At 70.1% G+C, this 24975-nt stretch carries 28 protein-coding genes, 1 tRNA gene, 1 pseudogene and 1 riboswitch; of the genes and pseudogenes, 14 read left to right on the forward strand and 16 right to left on the reverse strand.

Annotation, left to right across the window (positions count from 1 at the left end; translation table 11 throughout):
- Position 1 precedes the first annotated feature (1 nt).
- Positions 2-1273, forward strand: a complete 1272-nt coding sequence (locus tag AX769_RS06595; RefSeq protein WP_066277330.1) for a 6-phospho-beta-glucosidase — start codon at positions 2-4, stop codon at positions 1271-1273.
- The gene (locus AX769_RS06600; RefSeq protein ID WP_066283273.1) at positions 1270-2334 is read left to right on the forward strand and encodes an N-acetylglucosamine kinase; all 1065 of its coding nucleotides are present in this window, start codon (positions 1270-1272) and stop codon (positions 2332-2334) included. Before AX769_RS06595 ends, AX769_RS06600 begins: the two co-directional genes overlap by 4 nt.
- Before the next feature lie 63 nt (positions 2335-2397).
- Here the strand turns inward: AX769_RS06600 and AX769_RS06605 are convergent, their stop codons facing one another.
- From AX769_RS06605 to purU, 5 genes are all read right to left on the reverse strand, one after another.
- The gene (locus AX769_RS06605) at positions 2398-2637 is read right to left on the reverse strand and encodes a hypothetical protein (protein ID WP_066277333.1); all 240 of its coding nucleotides are present in this window, start codon (positions 2635-2637) and stop codon (positions 2398-2400) included.
- A gap of 137 nt (positions 2638-2774) precedes the next feature.
- Complete coding sequence (locus tag AX769_RS06610; protein ID WP_066277335.1) at positions 2775-3773, reverse strand: NAD-dependent epimerase/dehydratase family protein; 999 nt, start codon at positions 3771-3773, stop codon at positions 2775-2777.
- Between the two features lie 12 nt (positions 3774-3785).
- Positions 3786-4949, reverse strand: coding sequence for an N-acetylglucosamine-6-phosphate deacetylase (gene nagA / locus AX769_RS06615; RefSeq protein WP_066277336.1), 1164 nt, complete (start codon positions 4947-4949; stop codon positions 3786-3788).
- A 31-nt stretch (positions 4950-4980) separates the two neighbouring features.
- Positions 4981-5370: a YrdB family protein gene (locus tag AX769_RS06620; protein WP_082763539.1), complete on the reverse strand. Its 390-nt coding sequence runs from the start codon at positions 5368-5370 to the stop codon at positions 4981-4983.
- A gap of 44 nt (positions 5371-5414) precedes the next feature.
- Positions 5415-6266 carry a formyltetrahydrofolate deformylase gene (purU, locus tag AX769_RS06625; protein ID WP_066277337.1) on the reverse strand — a complete coding sequence of 284 codons (852 nt, stop codon included), beginning with the start codon at positions 6264-6266 and terminating at the stop codon, positions 5415-5417.
- Between the two features lie 56 nt (positions 6267-6322).
- Between purU and AX769_RS06630 the strand changes: the two genes are divergently transcribed.
- Positions 6323-6961, forward strand: a complete 639-nt coding sequence (locus AX769_RS06630; protein WP_066277339.1) for an HAD family hydrolase — start codon at positions 6323-6325, stop codon at positions 6959-6961.
- Positions 6962-7063: 102 nt separating this feature from the next.
- Here AX769_RS06630 and AX769_RS06635 read toward each other — a convergent pair whose 3' ends face one another.
- The 3 genes from AX769_RS06635 to AX769_RS06645 all read right to left on the reverse strand — a co-directional run bounded on the left by AX769_RS06635 (position 7064) and on the right by AX769_RS06645 (position 9032).
- Positions 7064-8161, reverse strand: coding sequence for an MFS transporter (locus AX769_RS06635; protein ID WP_066277341.1), 1098 nt, complete (start codon positions 8159-8161; stop codon positions 7064-7066).
- Complete coding sequence (locus AX769_RS06640; RefSeq protein WP_066277344.1) at positions 8158-8436, reverse strand: MFS transporter; 279 nt, start codon at positions 8434-8436, stop codon at positions 8158-8160. Before AX769_RS06640 ends, AX769_RS06635 begins: the two co-directional genes overlap by 4 nt.
- A 146-nt stretch (positions 8437-8582) precedes the next feature.
- A complete protein-coding gene (locus AX769_RS06645) occupies positions 8583-9032 on the reverse strand; it encodes a MarR family winged helix-turn-helix transcriptional regulator (RefSeq protein WP_066277346.1) in 450 nt (149 codons plus the stop codon).
- A gap of 63 nt (positions 9033-9095) precedes the next feature.
- Here AX769_RS06645 and AX769_RS06650 point away from each other — a divergent pair, with 63 nt between their 5' ends.
- On the forward strand, positions 9096-9563 hold the full coding sequence (locus tag AX769_RS06650; protein WP_066277351.1) for a GNAT family N-acetyltransferase: 468 nt from the start codon (positions 9096-9098) through the stop codon (positions 9561-9563).
- On the opposite strand, the gene AX769_RS06655 is transcribed toward AX769_RS06650, so the two are convergent.
- Together AX769_RS06655 and AX769_RS06660 are read right to left on the reverse strand one after the other, a co-directional pair.
- Positions 9554-10753: a mannosyltransferase family protein gene (locus AX769_RS06655; protein WP_066277353.1), complete on the reverse strand. Its 1200-nt coding sequence runs from the start codon at positions 10751-10753 to the stop codon at positions 9554-9556. The two genes, AX769_RS06650 and AX769_RS06655, sit on opposite strands and share 10 nt — an antisense overlap.
- A gap of 28 nt (positions 10754-10781) precedes the next feature.
- Positions 10782-11183 (reverse strand): DUF3253 domain-containing protein, encoded by a 402-nt coding sequence (locus AX769_RS06660; protein ID WP_066277355.1) that lies wholly within the window; start codon positions 11181-11183, stop codon positions 10782-10784.
- A gap of 43 nt (positions 11184-11226) precedes the next feature.
- Here AX769_RS06660 and AX769_RS06665 point away from each other — a divergent pair, with 43 nt between their 5' ends.
- Positions 11227-12576 (forward strand): MFS transporter, encoded by a 1350-nt coding sequence (locus AX769_RS06665; protein WP_239451960.1) that lies wholly within the window; start codon positions 11227-11229, stop codon positions 12574-12576.
- Positions 12577-13168: 592 nt separating this feature from the next.
- Here the strand turns inward: AX769_RS06665 and AX769_RS06670 are convergent.
- Positions 13169-13633: a DUF2017 domain-containing protein gene (locus tag AX769_RS06670; protein WP_066277362.1), complete on the reverse strand. Its 465-nt coding sequence runs from the start codon at positions 13631-13633 to the stop codon at positions 13169-13171.
- Between the two features lie 48 nt (positions 13634-13681).
- Entirely contained in the window at positions 13682-13966 is a 285-nt protein-coding gene (gene clpS, locus AX769_RS06675) for an ATP-dependent Clp protease adapter ClpS (RefSeq protein WP_066277363.1), read from the reverse strand.
- Positions 13967-14024: 58 nt separating this feature from the next.
- Positions 14025-14108: riboswitch (ZMP/ZTP riboswitch) on the forward strand.
- 61 nt (positions 14109-14169) lie between these two features.
- Between clpS and glyA the strand changes: the two genes are divergently transcribed.
- Both glyA and AX769_RS06685 read left to right on the forward strand, forming a co-directional pair.
- Positions 14170-15453 carry a serine hydroxymethyltransferase gene (gene glyA, locus AX769_RS06680; RefSeq protein WP_066277366.1) on the forward strand — a complete coding sequence of 428 codons (1284 nt, stop codon included), beginning with the start codon at positions 14170-14172 and terminating at the stop codon, positions 15451-15453.
- 9 nt (positions 15454-15462) lie between these two features.
- Complete coding sequence (locus AX769_RS06685) at positions 15463-16374, forward strand: bifunctional methylenetetrahydrofolate dehydrogenase/methenyltetrahydrofolate cyclohydrolase (protein ID WP_066277369.1); 912 nt, start codon at positions 15463-15465, stop codon at positions 16372-16374.
- 202 nt (positions 16375-16576) lie between these two features.
- On the opposite strand, the gene galK is transcribed toward AX769_RS06685, so the two are convergent.
- Both galK and galT read right to left on the reverse strand, forming a co-directional pair.
- A complete protein-coding gene (galK, locus tag AX769_RS06690; RefSeq protein ID WP_066277371.1) occupies positions 16577-17743 on the reverse strand; it encodes a galactokinase in 1167 nt (388 codons plus the stop codon).
- Complete coding sequence (galT, locus tag AX769_RS06695) at positions 17740-18846, reverse strand: galactose-1-phosphate uridylyltransferase (protein WP_066277374.1); 1107 nt, start codon at positions 18844-18846, stop codon at positions 17740-17742. The genes galK and galT overlap by 4 nt, the downstream gene beginning before the upstream one ends.
- A 79-nt stretch (positions 18847-18925) precedes the next feature.
- Here galT and AX769_RS06700 point away from each other — a divergent pair, with 79 nt between their 5' ends.
- The 4 genes and pseudogenes from AX769_RS06700 (at position 18926) to AX769_RS06710 (ending at position 21115) form a co-directional block, all read left to right on the forward strand.
- Positions 18926-19753, forward strand: coding sequence for a DeoR/GlpR family DNA-binding transcription regulator (locus tag AX769_RS06700; RefSeq protein WP_066277377.1), 828 nt, complete (start codon positions 18926-18928; stop codon positions 19751-19753).
- A gap of 15 nt (positions 19754-19768) precedes the next feature.
- Positions 19769-20050 (forward strand): annotated as a pseudogene (locus tag AX769_RS25665) (aldose epimerase); the annotation flags it as partial.
- A 113-nt stretch (positions 20051-20163) separates the two neighbouring features.
- Positions 20164-20718, forward strand: a complete 555-nt coding sequence (locus AX769_RS25670; protein WP_255359427.1) for a hypothetical protein — start codon at positions 20164-20166, stop codon at positions 20716-20718.
- A 208-nt stretch (positions 20719-20926) separates the two neighbouring features.
- Positions 20927-21115 (forward strand): hypothetical protein, encoded by a 189-nt coding sequence (locus AX769_RS06710; RefSeq protein WP_066277380.1) that lies wholly within the window; start codon positions 20927-20929, stop codon positions 21113-21115.
- A 128-nt stretch (positions 21116-21243) separates the two neighbouring features.
- Here the strand turns inward: AX769_RS06710 and AX769_RS06715 are convergent.
- A tRNA-Lys gene (locus AX769_RS06715) sits at positions 21244-21316 on the reverse strand.
- 69 nt (positions 21317-21385) lie between these two features.
- Here AX769_RS06715 and AX769_RS06720 point away from each other — a divergent pair.
- From AX769_RS06720 to AX769_RS06730, 3 genes are all read left to right on the forward strand, one after another.
- Positions 21386-22018 carry a DNA-directed RNA polymerase subunit beta gene (locus tag AX769_RS06720; protein WP_066277382.1) on the forward strand — a complete coding sequence of 211 codons (633 nt, stop codon included), beginning with the start codon at positions 21386-21388 and terminating at the stop codon, positions 22016-22018.
- Positions 22019-22490: 472 nt separating this feature from the next.
- Entirely contained in the window at positions 22491-23093 is a 603-nt protein-coding gene (locus AX769_RS06725) for a sigma-70 family RNA polymerase sigma factor (protein ID WP_066283279.1), read from the forward strand.
- The gene (locus tag AX769_RS06730) at positions 23090-23950 is read left to right on the forward strand and encodes an anti-sigma factor domain-containing protein (RefSeq protein WP_066277383.1); all 861 of its coding nucleotides are present in this window, start codon (positions 23090-23092) and stop codon (positions 23948-23950) included. The genes AX769_RS06725 and AX769_RS06730 overlap by 4 nt, the downstream gene beginning before the upstream one ends.
- Positions 23951-24174: 224 nt before the next feature.
- On the opposite strand, the gene pstB is transcribed toward AX769_RS06730, so the two are convergent.
- Positions 24175-24954, reverse strand: a complete 780-nt coding sequence (gene pstB, locus AX769_RS06735; protein ID WP_066277384.1) for a phosphate ABC transporter ATP-binding protein PstB — start codon at positions 24952-24954, stop codon at positions 24175-24177.
- Positions 24955-24975: the final 21 nt, after the last annotated feature.

The raw sequence follows: 24975 nt of genomic DNA on the forward strand, positions 1-24975 counted from the left end.
CATGAAACTCACCGTCGTCGGGGGAGGCTCGACCTACACCCCCGAGCTCGTGGACGGCTTCTCGCGGCTGCGAGACGTCCTGCCGATCGACGAGCTGTGGCTCGTCGACCCCGACCCCGAGCGCCGCGAGCTCGTCGGGGGCATCTCGCGCCGCATGTTCGCGAGGTCCGGCCACCCCGGCACCATCCACGTCACGGACGACCTCCGCCAGGGGGTCGAAGACGCCGACGCCGTCATGTTCCAGCTGCGCGTCGGCGGGCAGCAGGCGCGTCACGGCGACGAGACCTTCCCTCACGCGCTCTGCTGCATCGGGCAGGAGACGACGGGGCCGGGCGGGTTCGCGAAGGCGCTCCGCACCGTTCCCGTCGTGCTCGAGGCCGCCGAGATGGTGCGGAAGTACGCCAAGCCCGACGCCTGGATCGTCGACTTCACGAACCCCGTCGGCATCGTCACCAGGGCGCTGCTCGAGGCCGGCCACCGCGCCGTCGGCCTCTGCAACGTGGCCATCGGCTTCCAGCGTCGCTACGCCGACCGCTACGACGTCGCCCCCGAAGCGGTGCGCCTCGACCACGTGGGGCTCAACCACCTCACCTGGGAGCGCGGAGTCCACGTGACGAAAGACGGCGTCGAGACCGACGTGCTGCCGTCGCTGCTGCGCGACCACCTGGAGGAGACCGCGATCTCGGTGCACGCCGACCCGCGTCAGCTGCTCATGCAGCAGGCGCTGCCGTCGTACTACCTCCGCTACTACTACGCGTTCGACGAGGTCTTCCGCGAGCAGATCTTCGAGCCGACGCGGGCTCAGGTCGTGTACGAGACCGAGCGGGCGCTCTTGCGCAAGTACGCGGATCCTGCCGTCGACACCAAGCCGGTCGAGCTCGAGTCGCGAGGCGGGGCCTACTACTCCGACGCCGCCGTCAACGTGCTCGCCTCGCTGACGACGAACAAGGGCGACACCCAGGTGCTGAACGTCCGCAACGACGGCACGATGCCCTTCCTGCCCGACGACCACGTGATCGAGGTGCCGACCGTCGTCGGCTCGGCCGGGCTGACGGCGCTGCCGATCGAGCCGCTGCCCGCCGACATGCAGGGGCTGATCGCGCACGTCGCCGGCTACGAGCGGCTCGCCCTCGACGCTGCCGTGCACGGGGGCCGCGACCGGATCGTGCGGGCATTGCTCGCGCACCCGATGGTCGGTCAGTTCGAGAAGGCCGAGAAGATGACGGATCTGCTGCTGGCCGACAACGCGAAGCACCTCGCGTGGGCGAGATGACGACCGACACGGGGGCGGCGGGCAGGGGTGTCGCCGACAGCAGCGCTCCGGCTGCAGCCGGTGCCCCGCGCGAGGTGGTGCTGGCTGTCGACGGCGGCGGCAGCAAGACCGACGTCATCGTGGTGGGCCTCGACGGCGAGTTCGTGGCGCACGCCCGCGGCCCGGGGTCGAACCCGCAGGTGCTCGGCCTCGACACGGCCCTCGGCATCCTGAACGACCTGAGGGCCACAGCTCTCGACGGCCTCGACGTGCGCGTCGCCCGCACCCACGTCTACCTCTCGGGGCTCGACCTCCCTGCCGAGATCGTCACGGCGACCGAGGCGCTCGCCCAGTGGCACGCCGACGTGATCGACAACGACCTCTTCGCCCTGCTGCGCGGTGGCCTGCACGACGGGCCCGACCGTGAGCAGGATGCAGTCGCCGTCATCTGCGGCACCGGCATCAACGCGATCGGGGTGCGACACGACGGCGCCACCGCGCGCTTCCCCGCCCTGGGCGACATCTCGGGCGACTGGGGCGGTGGCTCCTTCCTGGGCGGGCGGGCCCTCTGGCATGCGGCCCGCGCCGAGGACGGCCGGGGCCCGGCGTCGATGCTGCAGCGACTCGTGCCGGCCGCCCTGGGCCTGTCGACTGTGCGCGAGGTCACCGAGGCGCTGCACTTCGGGCGCCTCGAGGGGCGTGTGGTCTCGCTGCTGAGCCCGGTGCTGTTCGAGGCGTCCAGCCTCGGCGACGCGGTGGCGCAGGGCGTCGTCGACCAGCAGGCCGCCGAGATCGTGACGCTCGTCGCGACCGCCCTGACGCGGCTCGAGCTGCTCGACGTGCCGGTGCCCGTCGTGCTCGGCGGCGGGGTGCTCGCCGCGCGCGACGAGCGGCTCTTCGCGGGCATCCACGCGGGTCTCGCCGAGCGCGCACCGCTCGCCCGCACCCACGTCGTGACGGTGCCGCCGCTGCTCGGCGCGGGGCTTCTGGCCCTCGAGGGGGCCGGCGCCGATGCTGCCGCACTCACGCGCTTCCGCGACGAGGTGCTGGCGCAGTCGTGGCTGCCGGTGGGGGTGCGCTAGCGGTCGCGGCTCGGCCGAGAGCCTGGTCGACGGCTCGTCAGCGAGGCCCCGTCGGCGAGCTTCTCAGCGAGGGGCTTTACGCCCCGAGCGCGGCCACGACTCGGCGGCCACGCCGCGGCGCAGATACAGGGCCAGCAGGATCGCGAACACGAGCGCCACGAACCCGACCGGCAGGCAGATGGCCGACGCCATGATCGGGGCGGTCGTCAGCATCAGCGTGAAGGCGCCGACGAGGAAGAGCCCACCCACCATCCCCGAGATGATGGCGATGCGCTCCCAGACCCGGCGGTGCTCCGTCTTCATTCTCGAAGACTAGGTGCCGGCGGGCCTCCGCCGCAGTCGGACCTTCGGAGGACAGCGGCTGGGGCCGGCGATCAGGCCGGCAGACCGGTCAAGCCAGCAGGCCGGCAGACCGGTCAGCCGGTCAGGCAGCAAGACCGTCAGGCCGCCTGGCGCTCGGACGCGGTCAGGCGGTCGTACAGCGCGTCGATGTGCGGGTCGACGACGCGGCGCGACTCGTCGGCGTCGTACCACCGCACGATGCGTCGGGCGCCTTCGGCGAACGGGATCGTCTGCTGCCACGTCGGCGCGAGCTCGAGGATCTTCGTGCAGTCGAAGATCGCCGCGTGAGTGCGGTCACCCCGCAGTGGCTCGTCCCACTCGGGCGCGATCTGCACGGTGTCGTGCGTGGTGCGGTGCACGATGTGCGGCACCTCGACCCCGGCTGCGTCGGCGAGGTCGAGAGCGATCATGTTCCAGGTGAGCAGCTCGGGCGACATGATGTTGAACGCCTCGCCGATGGCAGCCTCGGCCCCGAGGACGGCGAGGAAGGCCGGCGCGAAGTCGTCGGAGTGGGTCAGAGCCCAAGGGGAGGTGCCGTCGCCGTGCAGCGAGATGGGCAGGCCGCGGCGCAGGCGGTCGATGACCGTCCAGCCGCCGAGCAGCGGCACCTGAGTGCGGTCGTAGGTGTGCGATGGGCGCACGACGGTCGCGCGGACGCGGCCTCTGGCGTGCTCGTCGCGCAACAGCCGCTCGCAGGCGATCTTGTCGCGCGAGTACTGCCAGAACGGGTTGAACAGCGGGGTGTTCTCGGTGATCGGCAGAGCGGCGGGCGGCTTCTGGTAGGCCGACGCCGAGCTGACGAAGACGTACTGGTCGCAGATCTCGCCGTAGAGGCGGATCGCGCACTGCATCTGGTCGGGCGTGAACGTGAGGAAGTCGGCGACGGAGTCGAACCGGCGGCTGCCGAGGGCATCCTGCACCGAGCGCTCGTCGCGCACGTCTGCCGTGAGCGTCTCGACCTCGGCCGGCACGTGCCTGCTGCTGGTCGCGCCCCGGTTGACGACAGTGACGTCGAACCCCCGCGCGACGGCGTCGCGGACGCATGCCGCGCTGATCTGACCCGTGCCCCCGATGACGAGGAGTGACTTCGTTGTCATCCGTCGATCATGTCAGAGTCGTCGGCCGGCCGCCCAGACGCGCTGCACCGTCCAGTCGTCGTTCCAGACGACGAGGTCGGCCTGGTGGCCGGGGGCGAGGAGCCCGAGGTTGCCGTCGACGCCGAGAGCGCGGGCCGGTGTGCGCGTGAGGGCGGTGACGGCGTCGACCGGCGACAGGCCCAGCGTGCCGATCGCGAGCCGCAGCGCCTCGTCGAGGAGGAGCGTGGATCCTGCGATCGTCTCGACCCCGGTGGCCAGCGCGTCCGAGAGGAGCGCCGTGCCGCCGCGCACCGTGACGTCCAGGGTGCCGAGCCGGTACTGCCCGTCGTTCGAGCCGGCGGCGGCCATCGCGTCGGTGATGAGTGCGACGCGGTCGGGAGCCTGCTCGAACAGCACGCGCGCCACCGACGGGTGCACGTGCACGCCGTCGAGGATCAGCTCGAGAGTCACCCGGGGGTCGTCGATCGCCGCGACGATCGGGCCGGGTGCGCGGTGATGGATGCCGGGCATGGCGTTGAACGCGTGCGTCAGCAGTGTCGCCCCGCGGTCGAACGCGGCCCGCGCGGTCTCGTAGTCGGCCTGCGTGTGGCCGACCGCCGCGACCGCCCCGGCCGCTACCACGGTCTCGATCGCGTCGAGTGCGTGGGGCAGCTCGGGCGCGATCGTGACGCTGCGCACCGTGCCGGGCGACGCCTCGAGCAGAAACGCGACGGCCTCAGGATCGGGAGTGGCCAGGTAGTCGTGCCGGTGCGCGCCTCGGTTGTCGGGAGAGAGGAAGGGGCCTTCGAGGTGCGCGCCCAGCACGAGCGGATCGGCCTTCATCAGCGTGCCGATGGTCTCGAGCGATCCGCGCAGCGCCGGCAGCGGGTTCGCCACGAGGCTCAGCAGGGTGCGGGTGGTGCCGTGCGCCCGGTGCACCGCGAGCGCCGCCTCGATGTCGCTCGCCCCGTCGTCGAACGAGTGGCGCCCGCCGCCGTGCACGTGCAGGTCGATCAGCCCCGGAGTGACTGTGCGCCCCCCGGCGTCGACGGTCTCGGCCTCGAGGGGCACCAGCCCGGATGCGCGCGCGTTGCCGGTGCCGACCGCCTGGATGGTGTCGCCGTCGATCAGCAGCCAGGCGCCGAGGCGCTCGCCGCCGGCGTCCACTGCCACGGCGTTCGTGACGACGAAACTCACAGTGAGCCCCCGCCCCGAGCCGGCCGACGCATCACGACGCGTTCTCGCGACGGAAGTTGAGGATGCCCGAGACGAGCGCCAGCACGCCGAAGACGACGCCCACGACCGGGTAGCCGAGGCTGAACCAGGTGTAGACGGCGGCGCCCATGATCGCGATCTCGACGATCGCGCGCCCGACCGGGTCGCTCTTGATCACGGCCTTGGGCGACCGGAAGAGCCCCCAGATCACGATCGCGAAGATCGGCAGGCCGAGCGTGAAGAAGATGCCGGGCAGCGGGAAGGGCCACGCCATGTAGCCCCAGAAGGCGAGGCTGAAGAACGCGAAGAGCTCGAGGAAGAAGCGGAGGACGTCGCCTGCCCGCAGCGGCTGGCCGTTGCCCCCGCCGCCGCGACCGGGGCGCCTCTTCGGTGTGTCGAACATGCTGCCTCTATCGTGCCAGAGCGGACGCGAGCTGGGGCGGCCGATCAGCGGAAGACGATGGTGCGGGCCCCGTCGAGCAGCACGCGGTCTTCGGCGAACCATCGGACCGCCTGTGTGAGGGTGCGCGACTCCTCGTCCTGCCCGATGGCCATCAGGTCGGCGGCGTCGCGGGTGTGGTCGACCCGCACCACGTTCTGCTCGATGATCGGGCCCTCGTCGAGGTCGCTCGTGACGAAGTGGGCGGTGGCGCCGATCAGCTTGACGCCGCGGGCGTGGGCCTGGCGGTAGGGGTTCGCACCCTTGAAGCCGGGGAGGAACGAGTGGTGGATGTTGATCGCCCGGCCGCCGAGGGCCGCGCACAGCTCAGGGCTCAGGATCTGCATGTAGCGGGCGAGCACGACGAGCTCGATGTCGTACTCGTCGACGGCCTCCAGGATGCGACGCTCGAACTCCGCCTTCAGCTCGGGCCCGACCACGGCCCGGTGCTCGAACGGCACCCCGTAGAACTCGGCCAGCCCCTGCAGATCCGGGTGGTTCGCGAGCACGAGCGGGATCTCGACGGGCAGTTGCCCGGCCCGCTGCCGGAAGAGCAGGTCGTTGAGGCAGTGCGCGGCTTTGCTGACGAGCACCAGGGTGCGGAGCGGCCGGCCGACCAGGTCGAGCTTCCACTCCATCGCGTAGTGCTCGGCGACCGGCGCGAGAGCCGCCGTGAACGCGTCGCGCCCGGTCGACGAGACGACCTGCAGTCGCATGAAGAAGGTGCCGGTGTCGTGGCTCGAGAACTGCGCCGACTCGGTGATGTTGCCGCCGGCCTCGACGACGGCGCCGCTGATGGCGTGCACGATGCCCGGGCGGTCTTCGCAGACGAGCGTCAGGGTCCAGTGGGTCTCGGTCACCCGTCCAGCGTATGGCACCGCGGCCGTCGGCTTCGGCCCGGGGCTAGCGTCGAGGGATGCCGCTCCTCTTGATCGACCTCGACAACACGCTCATCGATCGGGACGCGGCGTTCGGCTCGTGGGTGCGCCGGGTGGCGGAGGAGACCGGGGCCGACCCCTCGGCCGCCGACCAGGTCATCGCGATCGACGACAGCGGCTATGCCGAGCGTGACGACGTCGCGGAGGCGATGCGCCGGATCCTGCGCCTCGACGACGAGCATGACGACCTCGTCGACCGCATCCGACACGAGCACGTCGACTACGTCGAGCTGAACGAGGGCGTGCGCGAGCGGCTCACGGCGCTCGCCGACCGCGGGGTCGACCTCGCCGTGCTGACCAACGGCAGCGTGAAACAGCAGACCATGAAGCTGTCGCACGTCGGGCTCGAGCACCTCATCGACGGGGCGGTCATCTCGGAGGCGGCCGGGCTCGTGAAGCCCGACCCCGAGATCTTCCGCCGTGCGGTCGACGAGCGCGGGGCGGCGATCGCCGAGACGTGGATGGTGGGCGACAGCGCCGACAACGACATCCGTGGGGCGCAGGATGCAGGGCTCCGCACCGGGTGGGTCAGTCTCGGCCGCCCGTGGCCGGGTGGCCCGGCGCCCACCGTGCAGGCCGCGTCGACCGCCGAGGTGCTCGACCTCACCGGGCTCTGACCCTCCGCGGCCCGCACCCTTACCTTTTCGGCTCGATCCGACCGTCCTGCGGGTCAGATCGAGCCGAAAAGGTAAGGCCGAAAAGGTAAGGGGAGAGGCCCGCTACGGGGTGGTGACCGACTCGGGCTCGTCGGCGCTCGCGGCGTCCGCCTCGAGAGTCGTGGCGGCCCCGTCGGGGGCGTCGGTGGCGCCCGGCTTCGGCGCCTTCAGCTTGCGGTCGAGGATGGTGAGCGCACTCAGCGCCACTCCGATTCCGATGATGACCCAGCCCAGCTCGTGCAGTGCCGGGGTCGTCGGCGCCTGCCCGTAGGCGACGCCGATCAGGCTCGTCGAGGCGATCGCGCCGATGTAGATCGCCGTGCGCGAGAGCCCGGCGGCCGCACCGATTCCCGACGCGGGCACCTGGCGGTAGAGCGCCGCCTGGTTCGAGACCGACGCGAGCCCCTGCGGGATCGTGAAGAACAGGGTGACGACCACGAACATCCACACGCTGGACGCCCCGGTCAGCGCCAGGATCAGCATGCCGCCGGCGAGCGGAACCAGGGCTGCCGCGATCAGCGGAGCCCGCACGCCCTGCTTGCGAGCGAACCAGAACGACGCCACCCCGGCCAGGATCGCGCCCGGCAGCTGCACGAGCCCCGCGGTCTGCGACGAGAGGTGCGCCACATCCTGCACCCACTGCGAGAAGCCGTAGGTCATCGTGTAGGCGATGCCGTAGAGGAGGAACAGCCGCAGGTAGGTGCGGGTGAGCGGGCCGTTCGACGCGAGCATGCGCACGTCGATGAACGGGGCGACCGCACGGCGCTCCCAGACGATCAGGGCGATGATCGCCACGACGGTGACGGCGAGCAGCCAGTAGAGCCCGGCCGACAGGTCGAGCAGGAACACCAGGAGGCCGCCGATCGCGATGGCGAACAGGGTCAGGCCGAGCGGATCGATGGCCTGGCGCACGGGCAGCGGCGCTTCACGGACGGGGCGGATGCGGTCGGACGGCATCCACAGGGCGGCCAGCACGAGGCCGGCGCCCGCGAGCGGCACGTTGACGAGGAAGATCGAGTGCCAGCCGAAGGCGCCGATCAGCACGCCGGCGAGGGGCGGCCCGGCCGCGGCCGACACCAGCGACGAGATCGACAGGCCGCCCAGCACGAGCGGCGGCGTCTTCACCTGCAGCCGATCGGACTGGTTGCGGATCGCGCTCATCGCCGCCGGTAGGCGCTCGACGTGCCGATGCCGATCAGCACGCGCGAGAGCAGCGCCCCGCCGAAGCTGGGCGCGAACTCGGGCAGGAGGCCCGCCACGATCACAATGACCATGCCCATCAGGAAGATCTTCTTCGGGCCGAACCGGTCGGCCAGCTTGCCCATCGTGGGCTGCGCGATCGCGCTGGCGAGGTAGAGCGACGACACGAGCCAGATCGCCTGGTCGCTGCCGATGCCGAGGTCTTTCGAGATCGGCGCGAGCGCGACGGCGATCATCGTGGTGTTGATCGGGTTCAGCAGCGGGCCGAACAGGATCGGGACGACGAAGCGCGGGCCGAAGCCGGTCTCGCGGGGTGCTCGCCGGGTGGTGGGGGCTGTGGTGGTCGTGGTGGTCGCCTACTTATTTCGGGGTGAAGGGGAGGTCAGCGGTCGACGACTCTGTCGATGAGGTCGAGGGCGTGCTCGATGGCTGCCAGCTCGTCGGGGGTGAGGCGGGCGTCGAATCGGCCGGCGAGGACTCCGGCCCGGCGGTCGCGGGCGCTGGCCCGCGACTCGACGCCGGCATCGGTCAGCTCGAGGAGACTGCGCCGCGCGTCGGCCGGGTCGGGCTTCTTGGCGATCAGCCCGAGCTCTTCGAGCCCGGCGACCGTCAGGCCCATCGACTGGGGGCGGACGCCCTCGAGTCGGGCGAGATCGGCCGTCGTCATGGCGCCGCCGCGGGTGAGGTGGCCGATCACGGCCTCCTGCGACAGCGTCAGGTTGGTGTCGTCGGCAGCGTTGCCGGGGAGAGCGTCTCGCCGAACGGAGCGGCGGATGCGGCCGGTGGCCGTGATGAGCCGGTCGGCGACGTCGATGCTGGTGGCCGTCTGCATGATTTGTACAGTACGCCTGCGCAGTTAGTATTGCAAGTTTACCTGTCGATATAGGATGGTGCGATGGACGACGTCGACATCCGGCCGGCCCGGGCCGACGAGATCCACGCCGTGGCCGAGCTGCGCTGGCGCTGGCTGGCCGAGAACCGCCGGGTGCCGGTCGTCGGTCACGAGGAGTTCGTGAGCTTCTTCGTCGACTTCGCGGCCCGGCATCCTGATCACCACTGCGCCGTTGCCGTGCGGGGCGGAGTCGTCGTCGGCATGGCCTGGCTCGCGGTCGTCTCGCGGGTGCCCAGCCCGACGCAGTTGGAGCGTGCTTCGGGCGACGTCCAGAGCGTGTACGTCGTGCCGGATGCAAGGGGCGGTGGCATCGGCGGGCGACTGATGGGCGCGGTCCTGTCGCGCGCCGACCAACTCGAGCTCGGCCACGTGACAGTGCACTCCAGCGACGGCGCCGTCACGCTCTACCAGCGCGCGGGCTTCGCGGCGTCACCGACCTACCTCGTCCGCACGCCCGACGGTCAGGGGTAGCCGAGGAACCAGAGGAAGACGATGGCGACCGCCTGCAGCAGGATCGCCCCGGCCACCAGCAGGATGCGACGCCGACGACTGCCCGCGACGCCGGGCCCCCAGAAGACCGGGCTCCCGAGCATCGGCGCGGCCGGCATCAGCAGGCGCACGAGGCTCTGCTGCGGCAGGAACACTGCGACGAGGTAGAGCCAGTAGGACGCCGTGAAGCCGACGATCTCGTGCCCCAGCGCCTTCGTTCCGCGCCGCGTCAACCAGAAGGCGGCGGCCGCGAGCGCGAGCACCACCACCACGATGCCGACAGGCCCGAGAAACGTCGTCGCCATCGCGAACCACGGGGTCAGCGGCGCGAAGTGCCGATGCCCGACGAACCCGACCCAGAACGCGAGCTCGGTGTCGAGATAGGCGCTCGAGCGCCCGGTCACGGCGGAGGCGACCACAGGCCACGCGAGACCCGCCACCGCCGTGACCAGAGCAGCGACCCCGATCGAGACCGCATCTCGCAGGGGAAACCGTGCCGTCCCGATCCTGCGCTCGCGGATTCGCACGACGAAGTGGATGCCCAGCGTCAGTGCCAGCGCGAGGACACCCGGCCGTGTGAACGCCGCCACCACCGCGAACGGGACCAGCAGCAGGTACCGACTCGTCTGCAGACACCAGAGGGCCGCGAACAAGAAGAAGAGGAAGGCGCTCTCGGCGTAGGCGGCCTGCAGCAGGAATCCCATCGGACCCATGCAGAAGAGCACGACCGCGAAGAGGGCTCGCTCGTTCGAGACGCGCTGACGCAGCATCGCCGACAGCATGAGCACCGCCCCCGCCCCGAAGAGCGTCGCGGTGACGACGGCCACGGTGTAGTAGCCGTTGACCACGGCGTTCAGCCCGAGCGCCGTCGTCAGCGCGCGCACGATCGCCGGGAAGACGGGGAGGAACGCCCACGCGTTCGGCAGCACGTGTCCGGCGGCGTCGACCGGCAGCGCTGTCGGGTAGCCGTGCTCGGCGATGCCCTTGTAGGCCGAGCTGTCCCACGACGCCGAGAACGTGATGAGCGACGCGTGGGCGCGGTGGCTGGCGAACGCCCAGTGATTCACCGTCGCGACGGTGAACATCGTGCCGAGCAGCACGGTCGAGACGACCCGCGACAGGGCGTAGACGACGAGGGCCGCGAGCCACGGTCGGGTCTGCAGGCGGCGCACCCGCCCAACTTAGCCGAGCGCGACGGGCCTACCGGTGCCGCCGGATCCTGATGGGCCCCTTGGCGGTCGACGGGTCGACCACCTGCCCCTTCTGCGTGACGTCGACCTCACCGCGGGCGACGAGGCGACGGGCGGCCCGGCGGGCGGGCTCCATGAGGTCGCGCCAGCCCTCGTCGTCTTTCCCGGAGACGTCGCGGGCCGCGTCCGACGGGCAGATGGTCGACGTCGCCGCACGGGCTTCGAGAAGCGTCAGGATGCTGTCCTCCAGCTTCCGGTCGACAGGCTGCACCTTGCGGCGGCGGCAGGCGTCGCTGCAGTACGCGACCTCGCTCCAGTTCTTCGCCCACTTGGCCCGGTATTCGATGCGACGGCCGCACGAGCGACAGGTCTTGTCGTCGTGGTTCTGCACGTTCTTCGAAGCGGCGGGCATGTCGCCAGTCGTACTCCACCGCACCTGGTCGATAGGCTTGAACGTGCCCTCACCGCTGTCGACGTCGCCCGCCGCCCGCTTTCCGTGGGGCGGCCTGATCGCCCTCGCCGTGGCCTCCTTCTTCTCGATCTCGGGCGAGATGCTGCCGACCGGCCTGCTGCCCGAGATGGGCGCCGATCTGCACGTCAGCGAGACGTCGGTGGGCCTTCTGGTGTCGGTGTTCGCGTTCACCGTGGTCTTCACGTCGACGATCCTGACGCATCTCCTGTCGCGTATCCCGCGGCACCGCCTCCTCGTCGGGCTCATCATCGTCATCGCGATCGGCGCGGCAGGGACGGCTCTCGCGCCGACCTTCGGGCTGCTCGTCGTGGCCCGCATCCTCGGCGGCCTCGCGCACGGGGTGTTCTGGGCGATCACGGGGGCGTACGCGGCTCACCTCGTGCCGCGCGAGCAGGTCGGGCGCGCGCTCGCCGTCTCCTCGAGCGGAGGCACGCTCGCGTTCGTGCTCGGTGTGCCGCTCGGCACCGCGCTCGGGCAGGCGGTGGGGTGGCGCTGGGCTTTCGGCATCCTGGCGATCCTGATGGTGGGCGGGGCCCTCTTGGTCTGGCGGCTCCTGCCCGACGTGGGGTCGGGGGCGCAGGATGCCGAGACCCTCCGTCGCGAGGCCAGCGACGCGGCCACGGGTGCGACGCCGGTCGGCCCCGGTGCTCTGGCGACCGGGTCGATCCCGATCATCGGCGACTCGTCGGCGCGGGAGGACGCCCGCCTCCGCGCCCTGCCCGACCCCAGCAAGCTCGGTGTCGTCTTCAGCTGCGTCGTGACCGGCATCTTCATGATCGGCCACTACTCGCTCTACACGTACGTGGCGCCGTTCCTCACCCGCACGTCAGGGCTGTCGGACGGGCAGCTGAGCCTTGCGCTCTTCGCCTACGGCATCGCGGGCGCAGTCGGTCTGCTGCTCGTCGGCTGGGCGCTCGGGCGGCGCACCGGCTTGACTATCCCGCTGTTCATGGCGCTGACGGCGCTGACCGTGCTCGGGCTGCTCGCTCTCGAAGGTCGACCCGCGCCCTCGTTCGTCGTGTTCGTGGTGCTCGGCATCACGTTCGGGTCGCTGCCGCCGCTGCTGCAGATCCGACTGCTCGAGCGGGCGCCCGCCCGCATCCGCGACCTCGCGAACTCGTTCTACACGTCGTCGTTCAACGCCGGCATCGGCGCGGGCGCCCTCGTCGGTGGCCTCGTGCTGGCTGGCGCCGGGCTCGGCGCGCTGCCCGTCCTGTACGCCGTCGTCGCCGCGGTCATGTTCGTCATCACGGTGGTCTCCGACCGAGTGCTCGCACGCCGCCGCCCGCCCCGGGCTGCTGCCGCCGGGGCAGCTCGGCGCGTGCCGCGGTAGGCCTGCCCTGCCTGGCCTTGCCCGTCGCGTGCTGCGTGCTGCGTGCTGCGTGCTCGCGCGCCGCCGGCCGCCGCGTTGCGTCGCTGGCGCCGGCCCGTAGCCCAGCCGAGAAGTGCTTTCCCTTTTGGGCCCCTCAACTACGTAGTCGAGCGCCTCCGGTGTGCCGGCCCTCGTGCTCAACTACGTAGTGGAGCGTGCCCGGCCTGCGCCCCTCCGCGCTCAACTCCGTAGTGGAGCGCCTCCGGTGTACTGGCTTTCATGCTCAACTACGTAGTCGAGCGGCACGTTGGCGGGGCCTTGCGCTCAACTACGTAGTCGAGCGACCTAAAACAAAAAGCGATTCGCTTTTGGAGCCGAGCCGAGCCGAGGCGGGCCGCGCCGACCGGACGCCGCGCCGAACGGACGCCGCGCCGAACGGACGCCGAGCCGACGGGACGCCGAGCCGAGCCAGCCGCACGCCGACCCGAGCCGAGCCGGGCCAGCCGACGCGAGCCGGGCCGGGCCAGCCGACCCGAGCCGACCCGAGCCAACCGGACGCCGCGCCGCAGCCGCAGATTCATGCGCGGCACCGCCAACGCGACATGAACCGCAGCTAGCGGTCGATGGCGCGGACCAGCGCCTCCTGCACGTACCCGAGCCAGTCGTAGATGTCGCGCATGAGCAGCACCTGCGGGTCGGTCGAGGGCCGGAAGCCCTCGCCCGTGACGGCGAGGCGCGACCCGAGCGTCAGCCGGATATCAGTCAGCGAGCGCAACCAGGCCTGCTCGGCCTCGGGGGTCAGCACCGCCTTGCGATCCTGCCCCAGCGTCGTGATGATCGTCTCGGCGTTGCGGACCTTGGCCTCGGTGAGGTCGTCGGCCGTGAGGCGCCGGAACTCGGCGGCGGCCTCGTCGTCGCCGCTGTACGCGTCGGGCAAAAGGCGCGAGAGCGCAGGATCCTTCTGGTCACCGCCCTGCAGCATGTCGACCAATTGTCTCGCCAGATCGCCGATGAGGGTGCGCTCGTGCTCGGCGAGACCGAGGTGCACGCCGTTGCGCTTCCGCTGGAAGGGGAGCATCAGCAGTCGGATCCTGTCGCTCGTCGGCGGGCCGCGTGTCGACCGCCGCTACGCATCGCTGTCGGCCTTCGTCACGGTCGCCCAGAGGCCGTAGCCGTGCATGGCCTCGACGTGCATCTCCATGCGCTCGCGCGAGCCCGTGGCGACGACCGCCTTGCCCTTGGTGTGCACCTGCATCATGAGGCGCTCGGCCTCGGTCTTCTCGAAGCCGAAGTAGGTGCGGAAGACGTACGAGACGTACGACATCAGGTTGACCGGGTCGTCCCAGACCAGGGTCACCCACGGGACGTCGGGGGCGACGAGCTGCCGGGTATCAGTCTCGTCGAGGGTCATGCTCACACCCACAAGGGTGTCACGTTTCCTTGAGCGTCGGCACCGTCGCTTGTTATGCTCGACGGGTCGCGACTGGCGTTCGGGTGGTCAACCACCGGGGAGCGACTCACACGGTTGGTGGCCGTACGCCTGGGCCATCTCGTACCAGCAAACATCCGCGCTTCGCGCTGAGGTGCCGCAGTCCGTGTAAAAGGAGCAGCCCCATGTCGACCACGCCTACCGATCGCCTTCCCTCCACCTTCAACTCCCCGCTGTCCGAGGTCGACCCCGAGATCGCGGCCGTCCTCGAGCAAGAGCTGGGCCGCCAGCGCGACTACCTCGAGATGATCGCCAGCGAGAACTTCGTTCCGCGCGCCGTGCTCGAGTCGCAGGGCTCCGTGCTCACCAACAAGTACGCCGAGGGCTACCCGGGGCGCCGCTACTACGGCGGCTGCGAGTTCGTCGACATCGCCGAGAACCTCGCCATCGAGCGCGCCAAGAAGCTCTTCGACGCCGACTTCGCCAATGTCCAGCCGCACTCGGGCGCCCAGGCGAACGCCGCCGTGCTGGCTGCCCTCGCCACCCCCGGTGACACGATCCTCGGCCTCGAGCTCTCGCACGGCGGCCACCTCACCCACGGCATGAAGCTCAACTTCTCGGGCAAGCTCTACAACGCCGTCGCCTACGAAGTGAACCCCGAGACCTACCTCATCGACATGGAGACCGTGCGGGCGCAGGCCCTCGAGCACAAGCCCAAGGTCATCATCGCCGGCTGGTCGGCCTACCCCCGCCAGCTCGACTTCGCCGCCTTCCGCGCCATCGCCGACGAGGTCGGCGCGTACCTCTGGGTCGACATGGCGCACTTCGCCGGCCTCGTCGCCGCGGGCCTCCACCCGTCGCCCGTGCCGCACGCCCACGTCGTCTCCTCGACCGTGCACAAGACGCTGGCGGGCCCCCGCTCCGGTGTGATCCTGTCGAACCACGAGCCCCTTTTCAAAAAGCTCAACTCCGCCGTCTTCCCCGGCCAGCAGGGCGGCCCCCTTATGCACGTGATCGCCGCCAAGGCCACCGCGTTCAAGCTCGCGATGGAGCCCGAGTTCAAAGACCGCCAAGAGCGCACCATTCGCGGCGCCAAGCTCCTCGCCGAGCGCCTGACCGCGCCCGACGCGAAGGCCGCGGGCATCGACGTCCTCACTGGCGGCACCGATGTGCACCTCGTGCTCGTCGACCTGCGCTCGAGCGAGGTCGACGGCAAGCAGGCCGAAAACCTCCTGCACGAGGTCGGCATCACCGTCAACCGCAACTCGGTGCCGTGGGATCCCCGGCCGCCGATGACCACCTCCGGCGTCCGCATCGGCACCCCGGCGCTGGCGACGCGTGGTTTCGGCGACGTCGAGTTCACCGAGGTCGCCGACATCATCGCCTCGGCGCTGATGCCGAACCCCGACATCGCTGCGCTCGCCGCACGCGTCAAGGTGCTCACCGACGCGTTCCCGCTCTACGCGTAGGTCGCGCCCATGACGACGACTACGTCAACGGCGCAGGATCCAGGGCAGGCCGTTCGCATCGACGGCACAGCCCTCGCTTCCGCCGTGAAAGACGACCTGCGAGAGCGCGTCACCGCGCTCAAAGAGACAGGGGTCCACCCCGGCCTCGGCACCATCCTCGTCGGGTCGAACCCGGGCTCGCTCTCGTACATCGCGGGCAAGCACCGCGACTGCGCCGAGGTCGGCATCGAGTCGATCCGCCTGGACCTGCCGGAGACGGCGTCGTCGGACGACATCCGCGATGCAATCCGGTTCATGAACCAGAACCCGCTGGTGACCGCTTTCATCATCCAGCTGCCGCTGCCGGACGGGATCGACCCGACGTCGATGCTCGAGCTCATGGATCCTGCCAAAGACGCCGACGGCCTGCACCCCCTCAACCTCGGCGAGCTGGTGCTGGCCGTGCCGGGCGGCAACGGCTCGATCGACACGCCGCTGCCGTGTACGCCGCGCGGCATCGTCGAGATGCTCGGCGCCTACGACATCCCGATCGCGGGGCAGCACGTCACGATCATCGGTCAGGGCCTCACTGTCGGGCGGCCTCTGGGCCTCCTGCTGACGAGGCTCGAGGCGACGGCGACGCTGACGCACTCGCGCACCGTCGACGTGGCTGCCGAGTGTCGCCGAGCCGACATCATCGTGGCCGCCGCAGGTGTCGCGGGTCTGGTGAAGCCCGACTGGATCAAGCCGGGTGCCGCCGTCATCGACGTGGGCATCACGCGCGTGCTGAACGAGGAGACCGGCAAGTACAAGCTACGTGGCGACGTCGACCCCGCGGCCAGCGCCGTCGCGGGCTACCTGTCGCCCGTGCCCGGCGGCGTCGGCCCGATGACGCGCGCCATGCTGCTCAAGAACGTGGTGGAGGCCGCCGAGCGCCGCTAGGCCCGTCCCGTCCCGTCCGCGCGCGGCGGCCGAGGCACCCGCCGCCGGGCAGCGGCACCCGCCGCCGGGCAGCGGCACCACGCCGAGGGCGGGTGCGGAAGGCCGGCGGCGGGTGCGGGAGGCCGGTGGCGGGCAGCGGCACCACGCCGAGGGCGGGTGCGGGAGCCCGACGGCGGGTGCGTCGGGGCACGGCGCGCGCAGGCTAGTCGACGCGGTGGGCGCCGTCCGCGGCGTGCACCGCGAAGATCGTGGGCTCGCGATAGTCAGCCGCCGCGAAGGCGTCGAGCACCGCGGCGCTCACGGCGTCGCGGAGAGCCGTCGGCACGAGAGCGATCGCGGCCCCGCCGAAGCCGCCACCCGTCATGCGGGCCCCGATGGCCCCGGCATCCTGCGACGTCGCCACGGCGAGGTCGAGCTCGGGCACCGAGATCTCGAAGTCGTCGCGCATCGACACGTGCGAGGCGTCGAGAAGCGGCCCGATGGCACCTGGGCCGTTGGTGCGGAGCGTGCGCACCGTGTCGAGTACGCGCTGGTTCTCGGTCAGGATGTGGCGAACGCGGCGGAACGTCACGTCGTCGAGGATCGACGAGGCCCGCGGCAGGTCGTCGACGTCGAGATCGCGCAGCGAGGGCACGCCCATGAGCGCAGCCCCCTTCTCGCACGACGCCCGCCGCTCGACGTAGCCGCCGGTGGCGTGCGCGTGCTCGACGTGGGTGTCGATCACGAGCAGCTCGAGCGAGGCCACGCCGAAGCCGAGGCCGATCACCTCGGCGTCGAGGCTGCGGCAGTCGAGGAAGACGGCGGAGTCGGCCTGGCCGAGCAGCGATGCGGACTGGTCCATGATGCCGGTGGGCGCGCCCACGGCGTCGTTCTCGGCGAGCTGCCCCACGGAGGCCAGGAATTGTCGCGTCACGTCGAGCGACCACAGCTCGGCGAAGCAGACGGCGGCGGCGCACTCGAGTGCGGCCGACGACGACAGCCCTGCGCCCACCGGAACGGAAGACTCGACGAAGATGTCGAGCCCCATCGCCCCTGATAGGGCCGACGCTGCCGACGGCAGCCCCAGGACCTCCGGCAGCTTCTGCCCCAGGGCCCACGCGATGCCGAAGACGTAGGCCGACCACCCCGACATAGCCTCAGGATCGAGGGCGTCGAGCGACATCTCGTGCAACCCGTCTTCGAAGGTCGACGCGACCCGCAGCAGACGGTCGTCGCGTCGCCCGACCGTGATGGTCGTCGTCCGGTCGATCGCCATCGGGAAGACGAAGCCGTCGTTGTAGTCGGTGTGCTCGCCGATCAGGTTGACGCGGCCGGGCGCGGCCCAGCGGCCGACCATCTCGGTGTCGAACACGTCGGAGAAATCAGTCATGCTCGGTCGATCGCCTCTCGAATTCGCTCGGCCTGCGTCTCGGGCACGAGGTCGCCGATCCAGGCGCCCATGGCAGCCTCCGACCCGGCCAGGAACTTCAGCTTGTCGGCCGCGCGCCGCGGCGACGTGATCTGCAGGTTGAGTCGCACGACGTCGCGCCCGGCGTTCACCGGGGCCTGGTGCCAGGCCGAGATGTAGGGCGTCGGGTCGTCGTACAGCACGTCGAGACCGCGCAGGATGCGACGGTACATCACTGCGAGCTCGTCGCGTTCGTCGCCCGACAGAGCGGCGAAGTCGGGCACGTGCCGGTGCGGCAGCAGGTGGATCTCGATGGGCCAGCGCGCCGCGAACGGCACGAACGCGGTGAAGTGCTCGCCGGCCAGCACCACACGGGGGCCGGTGCGCTCGTGCTCGAGCACGTCGGCGAACAGCGTGGGGCCGTAGGTCTCGATGCTGCGCAGCAGGTTCGCGGTGCGGGGTGTGACGTAGGGGTACGCGTAGATCTGGCCGTGCGGGTGGTGGAGCGTCACGCCGATGGCCTCGCCGCGGTTCTCGAACGGGAAGACCTCCTGGATGCCGGGCAGGGCGCTCAGTGCCTCGGTGCGCTGGGCCCAGGCCTCGACGACGGTGCGTGCTCTCGATTCGCTGAGGCTCGCGAACGAGCCGTGCGTCTCGGGGCTGAAGCAGACGACCTCGCAGCGGCCGACGGACGTGCGCGTGCGGCCCAGCCCGATCGACGCCAGGTCGGCGAGATCGTGAGGCGCGTCGGGGGCCTCCGGTGCGAGCAGCGGCCCGAACGACGGCGACCGGTTCTCGAACACGGCGACGTCGTAGAGGTCGGGGATCTCGGACGGGTTCGTCTCGCTCGCCGGCGCGAGAGGGTCGAACTCCGCCGGCGGGAGGAACGCGCGATTCTGGCGAGACGCGGCGATCGAGACCCACTCGCCGGTGAGGACGTCCTGCCGCATCGTCGCCGTCTCGGGGCGCGGGTCGAGGGGGCGCGTGTCGGGCTTCCGCGACGGTGGCAGGGCCGTGTCGGCGTCGTCGAAGTAGATCAGCTCGCGGCCGTCTGCGAGGACGGTCGGGCGGATTTCGATGGGCATGCCCCTCCTTGGGATTGCCGTGCCAGTGGAGCACGACTTCGTCTTGCGAAACCAAATGAAAGTATACGAAACTAGGACGATGGAATCCAGTCGCGACGAGCATCCTGCAGGCCTCGGCTCGCTCCGCCGTCGCGACCGCATCGCGGCCGTCGTCGAGGCGCACGGCTTCGCCCGCACCACCGACCTGGCGCGCGAGCTCGGCACGTCCGAGGTCACCGTGCGCACCGACTTCGACGTGCTCTCGGCGGCGGGCCGCCTCACGCGTGTCCACGGCGGGGCGATCTCGGTCGACGCGAGCCCCGTCGAGCGCCCGTTCGAAGAGGTCTCGGCGGTCGGCGCCGACGCCAAGCGCGCCATCGGCGCCCGGGCTGCGGCCCTCGTGCGCGACGGCCAGTGCGTCGTGCTCGACGTCGGCACGACCACCACGCAGATCGCCGAGGCCCTCCTCGAGCGCCTCGACCTCATCGGCGTCACCGTCGTCACGAACTCCCTCACGATCGCGCTGACGCTCGAACAGGCCGTGCCGCGCTTCACGGTCATCGTCACGGGCGGCACCCTGCGGCCGCTCCAACACTCGCTCGTGAACCCGCTCGCGCAGTCGGTGCTCGAGGGCATCGCCGCCGACATCGCCTTCATCGGCTGCACCGGGGTCGACCTCGCCCACGGCGTCACCAACGTCAACCTGCCCGAGACCGACCTCAAGCGGCTGATGTCCCGGACGGCCCGGCGTTCGTACGTCGTCGCCGACGGGAGCAAGATGGGGGTGGCGCACATCGGTGTCATCGGCCCCCTCCACTCGTTCGACGGGCTGATCACCGCGGGCGCCGACGAGTCGATGGTGGACGCGCTCCGTGCCGCGGGCCTCGCGGTCATCGAAGCCGAAGCCGCCGACGGCACCCCCAGCTGACACAAGGAGACCTCCGTGACCACCTCTGCCCCGACCGGCGAGCAGTACCACCTGACCCTCGAGACCGGCGACGGCCCCACGGTCACCGCCATCGTCACCGAGGTCGCCGCGGGCCTCCGCGGGCTGCAGGTCGGCGGGGTCGAAATCGCCGAGACGTTCGACGAGCACGAGACACCTCCGTCGGCGTGCGGCATCACCCTGGTGCCGTGGCCGAACCGCGTGGACGGCGGCTCGTGGAGTCTCGACGGCACGACACAGCAGCTCGACATCACCGAGGTCGCGAAGGGCAACGCGAGCCATGGGCTCCTGCGGTATTCGCCGTATCGCGCGATCGAAGTGGAGCCGGACGCGATCACGCAGGCCGCGAGCGTCTTCCCCAGCACGGCTACCCCTTTCGTCTCGACACGACGGTGCGCCACGAGCTGGTCGCCGATGGGCTCGTCGTCACGCACACCATCACCAATCGCGGCCCCGGGCGTGCGCCCTTCGCGGTCGGCTCGCACCCGTTCTTCCGTGTCGGCGACCACGACCCGGCCACCCTCACAGTGACGGTCAGGGCGCACACCCGGTTCGAGACGAACGTCCGCAGCATCCCCGTCGGCACAGCGCCCGTCACCGGCACCCCGTTCGACCTCACCGCCGGGGCGCTGCTCGGCGACCTCGACATCGACGCAGGCTTCCGCGACTTCGAGCAGGACACCGATGGTCGACGGCGCACGCGCCTCACCGCGCCCGACGGCTCCAGCACCACGATGTGGCAAGACGAGTCGTTCCCCTACGTGCAGATCTTCACCCCGCGCAACTTCCCGCGCAAGGGCGTGAAGGGCCTGGCGCTCGCCGCCGAGCCGATGACGGCTCCGGCCAACGCACTCGCGTCCGGCGAAAGCCTCATCTGGCTCGACGAGGGCGAGACCTGGTCAGGATCCTGGGGCGTCAGCTACGCGGGCCCTCTCGCGTCGCGATAACAAGACTGTGCCGCTCGCAGGTGCGGCGCAAAGCTCTGTGCGTGCGACGTGTGGCGCCAACAGTCGCGCATCGCCGAATGCGCGATTTCCGGCCCCGGTGGACCTGAGAGCGGCGGAATCCACGCACTCGCGGTGGCCGGTCGGGCAGAACGCCGGAGGCGCGCGTCGGTAGGGTGAAACGAGCACCCCGACGCCCAAGGAGGCACCCATGCCATTCGCCGAGATCACCCCCTGGATCACCGCCGCGAGCAACTTCTTCAACGCCTCGACGGACGAGAAGCGATCCGTCGAAGACCGCCTCCTGCTGGCTCAGCAGTCGCACGCGGCCGCGTCCATCGCGATCGCTCAGGCGCTCGAGAACAAATCGCTCGAGGTCGCGCCGAAGTCGAAGCGGTAGGAGAGCCGTCGGCCGGAGTCTCCTGCCGTCGAGAGGGCAAGAACGCATCGATCCACGAAAAGAAGCGTGCTTCTTCGCCCTTTCGACGAAGCGGGCGACCCGCCCCGCAGGAGCGACGCCCATTCGAGTGGGCCCCGTGGGGCTCGAACCCACGACCAACGGATTAAAAGTCCGATGCTCTACCGACTGAGCTAGAGGCCCTAGCACGATCACCAAGCGTAGCAAGCCCGCCCAAGGGTCGGCGACATACCGGCGAGTACCCTTGACCCAATGTCACCCCGCGACTTCCACCGCCCTGCCCAGTTCTCCGGCCATGAGTTCGAGGCGTTCCAGGGCGGCGACGACCCGGCCGTGATGCACCGCGTCGCCCACGAGTCTGCGAACGCGCTGCTCGCGAGAGTGCGACAGGATCCCCGCCCCGAGATACTGGACCGCCTCGTCGCGTTCACCGACAGCAACGGCATCGACGCCCTCGCCGAGCTCTGGGCGGGCGCCACGCCGCACAGCCTGCCCGGCGCCCTCTGGCGCATCTACCTCGCGCGGGCCGTCATCCGCGCCAATCCCGATGACATCACCTATCTTTTCGAGCGCGGGGTGGCGATCACGTCGACCATCGACCCGGTGGTCGCAGGTGCCCCTGCCCCGGCGACCCCTGAGGAGATCCTCGAGCTGGCCGATCGCATCCTGCGCGGTGTCTTCGACGGTGACTTCGGTCTGGCACTCGACCGCGGTGCGGCCTTCTGCCGGCTCGCGTCGCTCGGCGCGACGAGCGTCGCCGACGACCTCGACGTCATCGAGCCGGATCGGTCGCAGGAGTTCACGCGCCGCGCGCTGCGTCTCTCCGAGCTCGCTCACGATCTGTCGGCGTGCGCGGCCCTCTGGCGCGATGGCAGCCTGTCCTGACTTGCGACTCGCCCACCGCGCACGCGTTCGCTGTATGCGGACTCCGGGCGCGACTGCGTGAGACGTCGCTACAGTGGAGACCGCCGGGCCGCAGTAACCCCGGGCTCCAAAATTCGCCGCTCCGAGCGGCCTCGCGCCGAGAGGCGTTCTGCGGCCCGGTGCTTTCTCGTCAGGGTGCCTGCCGAGGCGCCTGCCTGTTTCGGGCCGGCCATACAGCGCAGCAGCCAATCTGACAGTCGTCGAGAAGTTCTCCGACTTTCGTCCAATCCGCTCACGCCCCGGTGCCGAACACCCTTCTGAGAGATACACCGCGATCTCCACCGCATGCGAGCCGGCCCCCGACGGGTCGGTTCACAGCAGTGGAGTTCTCGTACGAGCCGGGCGTGATGCCATCCCAGACGGTCCTCGTACGGGGGCTCCACTGTTGTCCGTCGTGTATCGACCAGAAGTGCGGATGGAGGTGCAACCTGACATGCTGGAACTCGTGAGTCGCGACAGAGAAACCCCCGGATACGACGATGTCGTCGCGCCCGCGTCGCCCGAAGAGTTGCTCGGCCGGGTCGCCACCGGCGATCGCGAGGCGTTCGCCGAGCTCTACGACCAGACGGCGCCTCGCGTCATGGGCCTCATCAAGCGGCTGCTGAAAGACCACTCGCAGTCCGAAGAGGTCACGCAAGAGGTCTTCCTCGAGATCTGGCAGCAGGCTGCTCGCTTCGACACGTCGAAGGGCGGTGCCGCGAGCTGGATGCTCACCATGGCCCACCGCCGAGCGGTCGACCGGGTTCGCGCCAGCCAGTCGAGCCGAGACCGCGACACCAAGATCGGCATCCGCGACTTCGAGACCGACTACGACTCGGTCACCGAGCAGGTCGAGATCCGGATCGAGCACGAGCGGGTCGAACGGGCCCTCTCACGTCTCACCGATCTCCAACGTCAGGCTGTTGAACTGGCCTACTACGGCGGTTACACCCACAGCGAGGTGTCCACCATGCTTCACGTTCCGATCGGAACAGTGAAAACCCGACTGCGCGACGGCATGATCCGCCTGCGCGACGAGCTAGGAGTGGCGTCATGAGCGACCGCAGCTCGACGTCTGGCAATGGCAGCGTCCCCGAGGTCGACAGCCTGTCGGGCGCCTACGTGCTCAACGCCCTGAACGACGACGAACGAACCCTTTTCGAGGCTCGCATGAGCGAGTCCGACGACATCAGAACGGAGGTGACCGACTTGAAAGAAACGGCTCTGCTCCTCGGCCACGCCGTGAAGCCTGTCGCGCCCTCGCCAGCCCTCCGGGCCAGCATCCTGGGCCTCATCGAATCCACCCCGCAGCTCCCTCCCCTCGAGAAGCCGCAGGATGCCACGGCCACGTCGACCCCGTCGGTCGCCTCGGCCGCCGGTCGCCACGCCGACTCGGCCACCGAGACCTCAGGCGCGCAGATCCTCCAGCCCATCCCCCTGGCACGCCAGCGCTGGTTCATGCGCCCCGGTGCACTCCTGATCGGTGCCGCTGCCGCGGCCGTCATCGTCTTCGGCGGTGTCTCGCTGACCAACAACATCACCCACCCGACCTCGTCGGTATCGTCGGAGGCAGGGTCGGACGTCTCCCAGATCCTGTCCGCCTCCGACGTCGCCCACTCCGTCGCCGACGTCTCGACGGGTGGCAAGGCCACGCTCTACTGGTCGGACAAGCTTCAGCGTTCGGCGGTCGTCCTCAACGGTGTCACCTCGCTGCCGAGCGACAAGACCTACCAGCTCTGGTACATCAACGGGAAGTCGATCAAGTCGGCCGGCACGGTGAGCGCTTCGTCGAACGATGTCACGCAGGTGCTCCAGGGCAACCTCGCCAAGGGCGACACGGTGGGCATCACGGTCGAGCCGAACGGCGGCTCACGCCAGCCCACGACCAAGCCGATCGTCGCGATCTCGGTCTAGGTCTCGCCTCCTGCGCCCACGGCCCTTCACCTCACTAGGTGCGGGGCCGTTGCGGTAGAGGCGTGCCTTCACTTCGTCGAGAGGGCGAAGAAGCGTGATTCTTGATGGCAGTCGATGCGTCTCCGCCCCTTCGGCAAGAAACTAGTGCCACGAAGAGGGGCACCGTGCGAACACGGTGCCCCTTGTCGAACGCGGGTGCCCACCCCAGGGCGAACGAGGTCAGATCAACCGAAACGACCCGAGACGTAGTCTTCGGTGGCCTGCACGGTCGGGTTCGAGAACATGGTCGCGGTGTCGTTGTACTCGATGAGCTTGCCGGGCTTGCCGGTGCCGGCGATGTTGAAGAAGGCCGTCTTGTCGCTGACGCGCGAGGCCTGCTGCATGTTGTGGGTCACGATCACGATCGTGTACTCCTGCTTGAGCTCCTCGATGAGGTCTTCGATGGCGAGCGTCGAGATCGGGTCGAGGGCCGAGCAGGGCTCGTCCATCAGCACGACGTCGGGCGACACCGCGATCGCGCGGGCGATGCAGAGGCGCTGCTGCTGGCCGCCGGAGAGACCGGAGCCGGGCTTGTCGAGGCGATCCTTGACCTCGTTCCAGAGGTTGGCGCCGAGCAGGCTCTTCTCGACGAGAGAGTCCTGGTCGCCCTTCGACATGCGGCGGTTGTTGAGCTTGACGCCGGCGAGGACGTTGTCGCGGATCGACATCGTGGGGAAGGGGTTCGGGCGCTGGAAGACCATGCCGACCTGGCGGCGCACGAGGACCGGGTCGACGCCGGGCGCATAGAGGTCGTTGCCGTCGATCAGCACCTCGCCCTCGACGTAGGCGCCGGGGATGACCTCGTGCATGCGGTTGAGCGTGCGGAGGAAGGTCGACTTGCCGCAGCCCGACGGGCCGATGAAGGCCGTGACGGTGCGGGGTTCGATCGTGATGTTGACGTCTTCGACGGCGCGGAACTTGCTGTAGTAGACGTTGAGGTCTTTGACTTCGATGCGCTTGGACACGGTTTCCTTATGAATGCGGGG

The organism is Frondihabitans sp. PAMC 28766 (assembly GCF_001577365.1).
In the GTDB taxonomy this organism is placed as follows: Bacteria; Actinomycetota; Actinomycetes; order Actinomycetales; family Microbacteriaceae; genus Frondihabitans.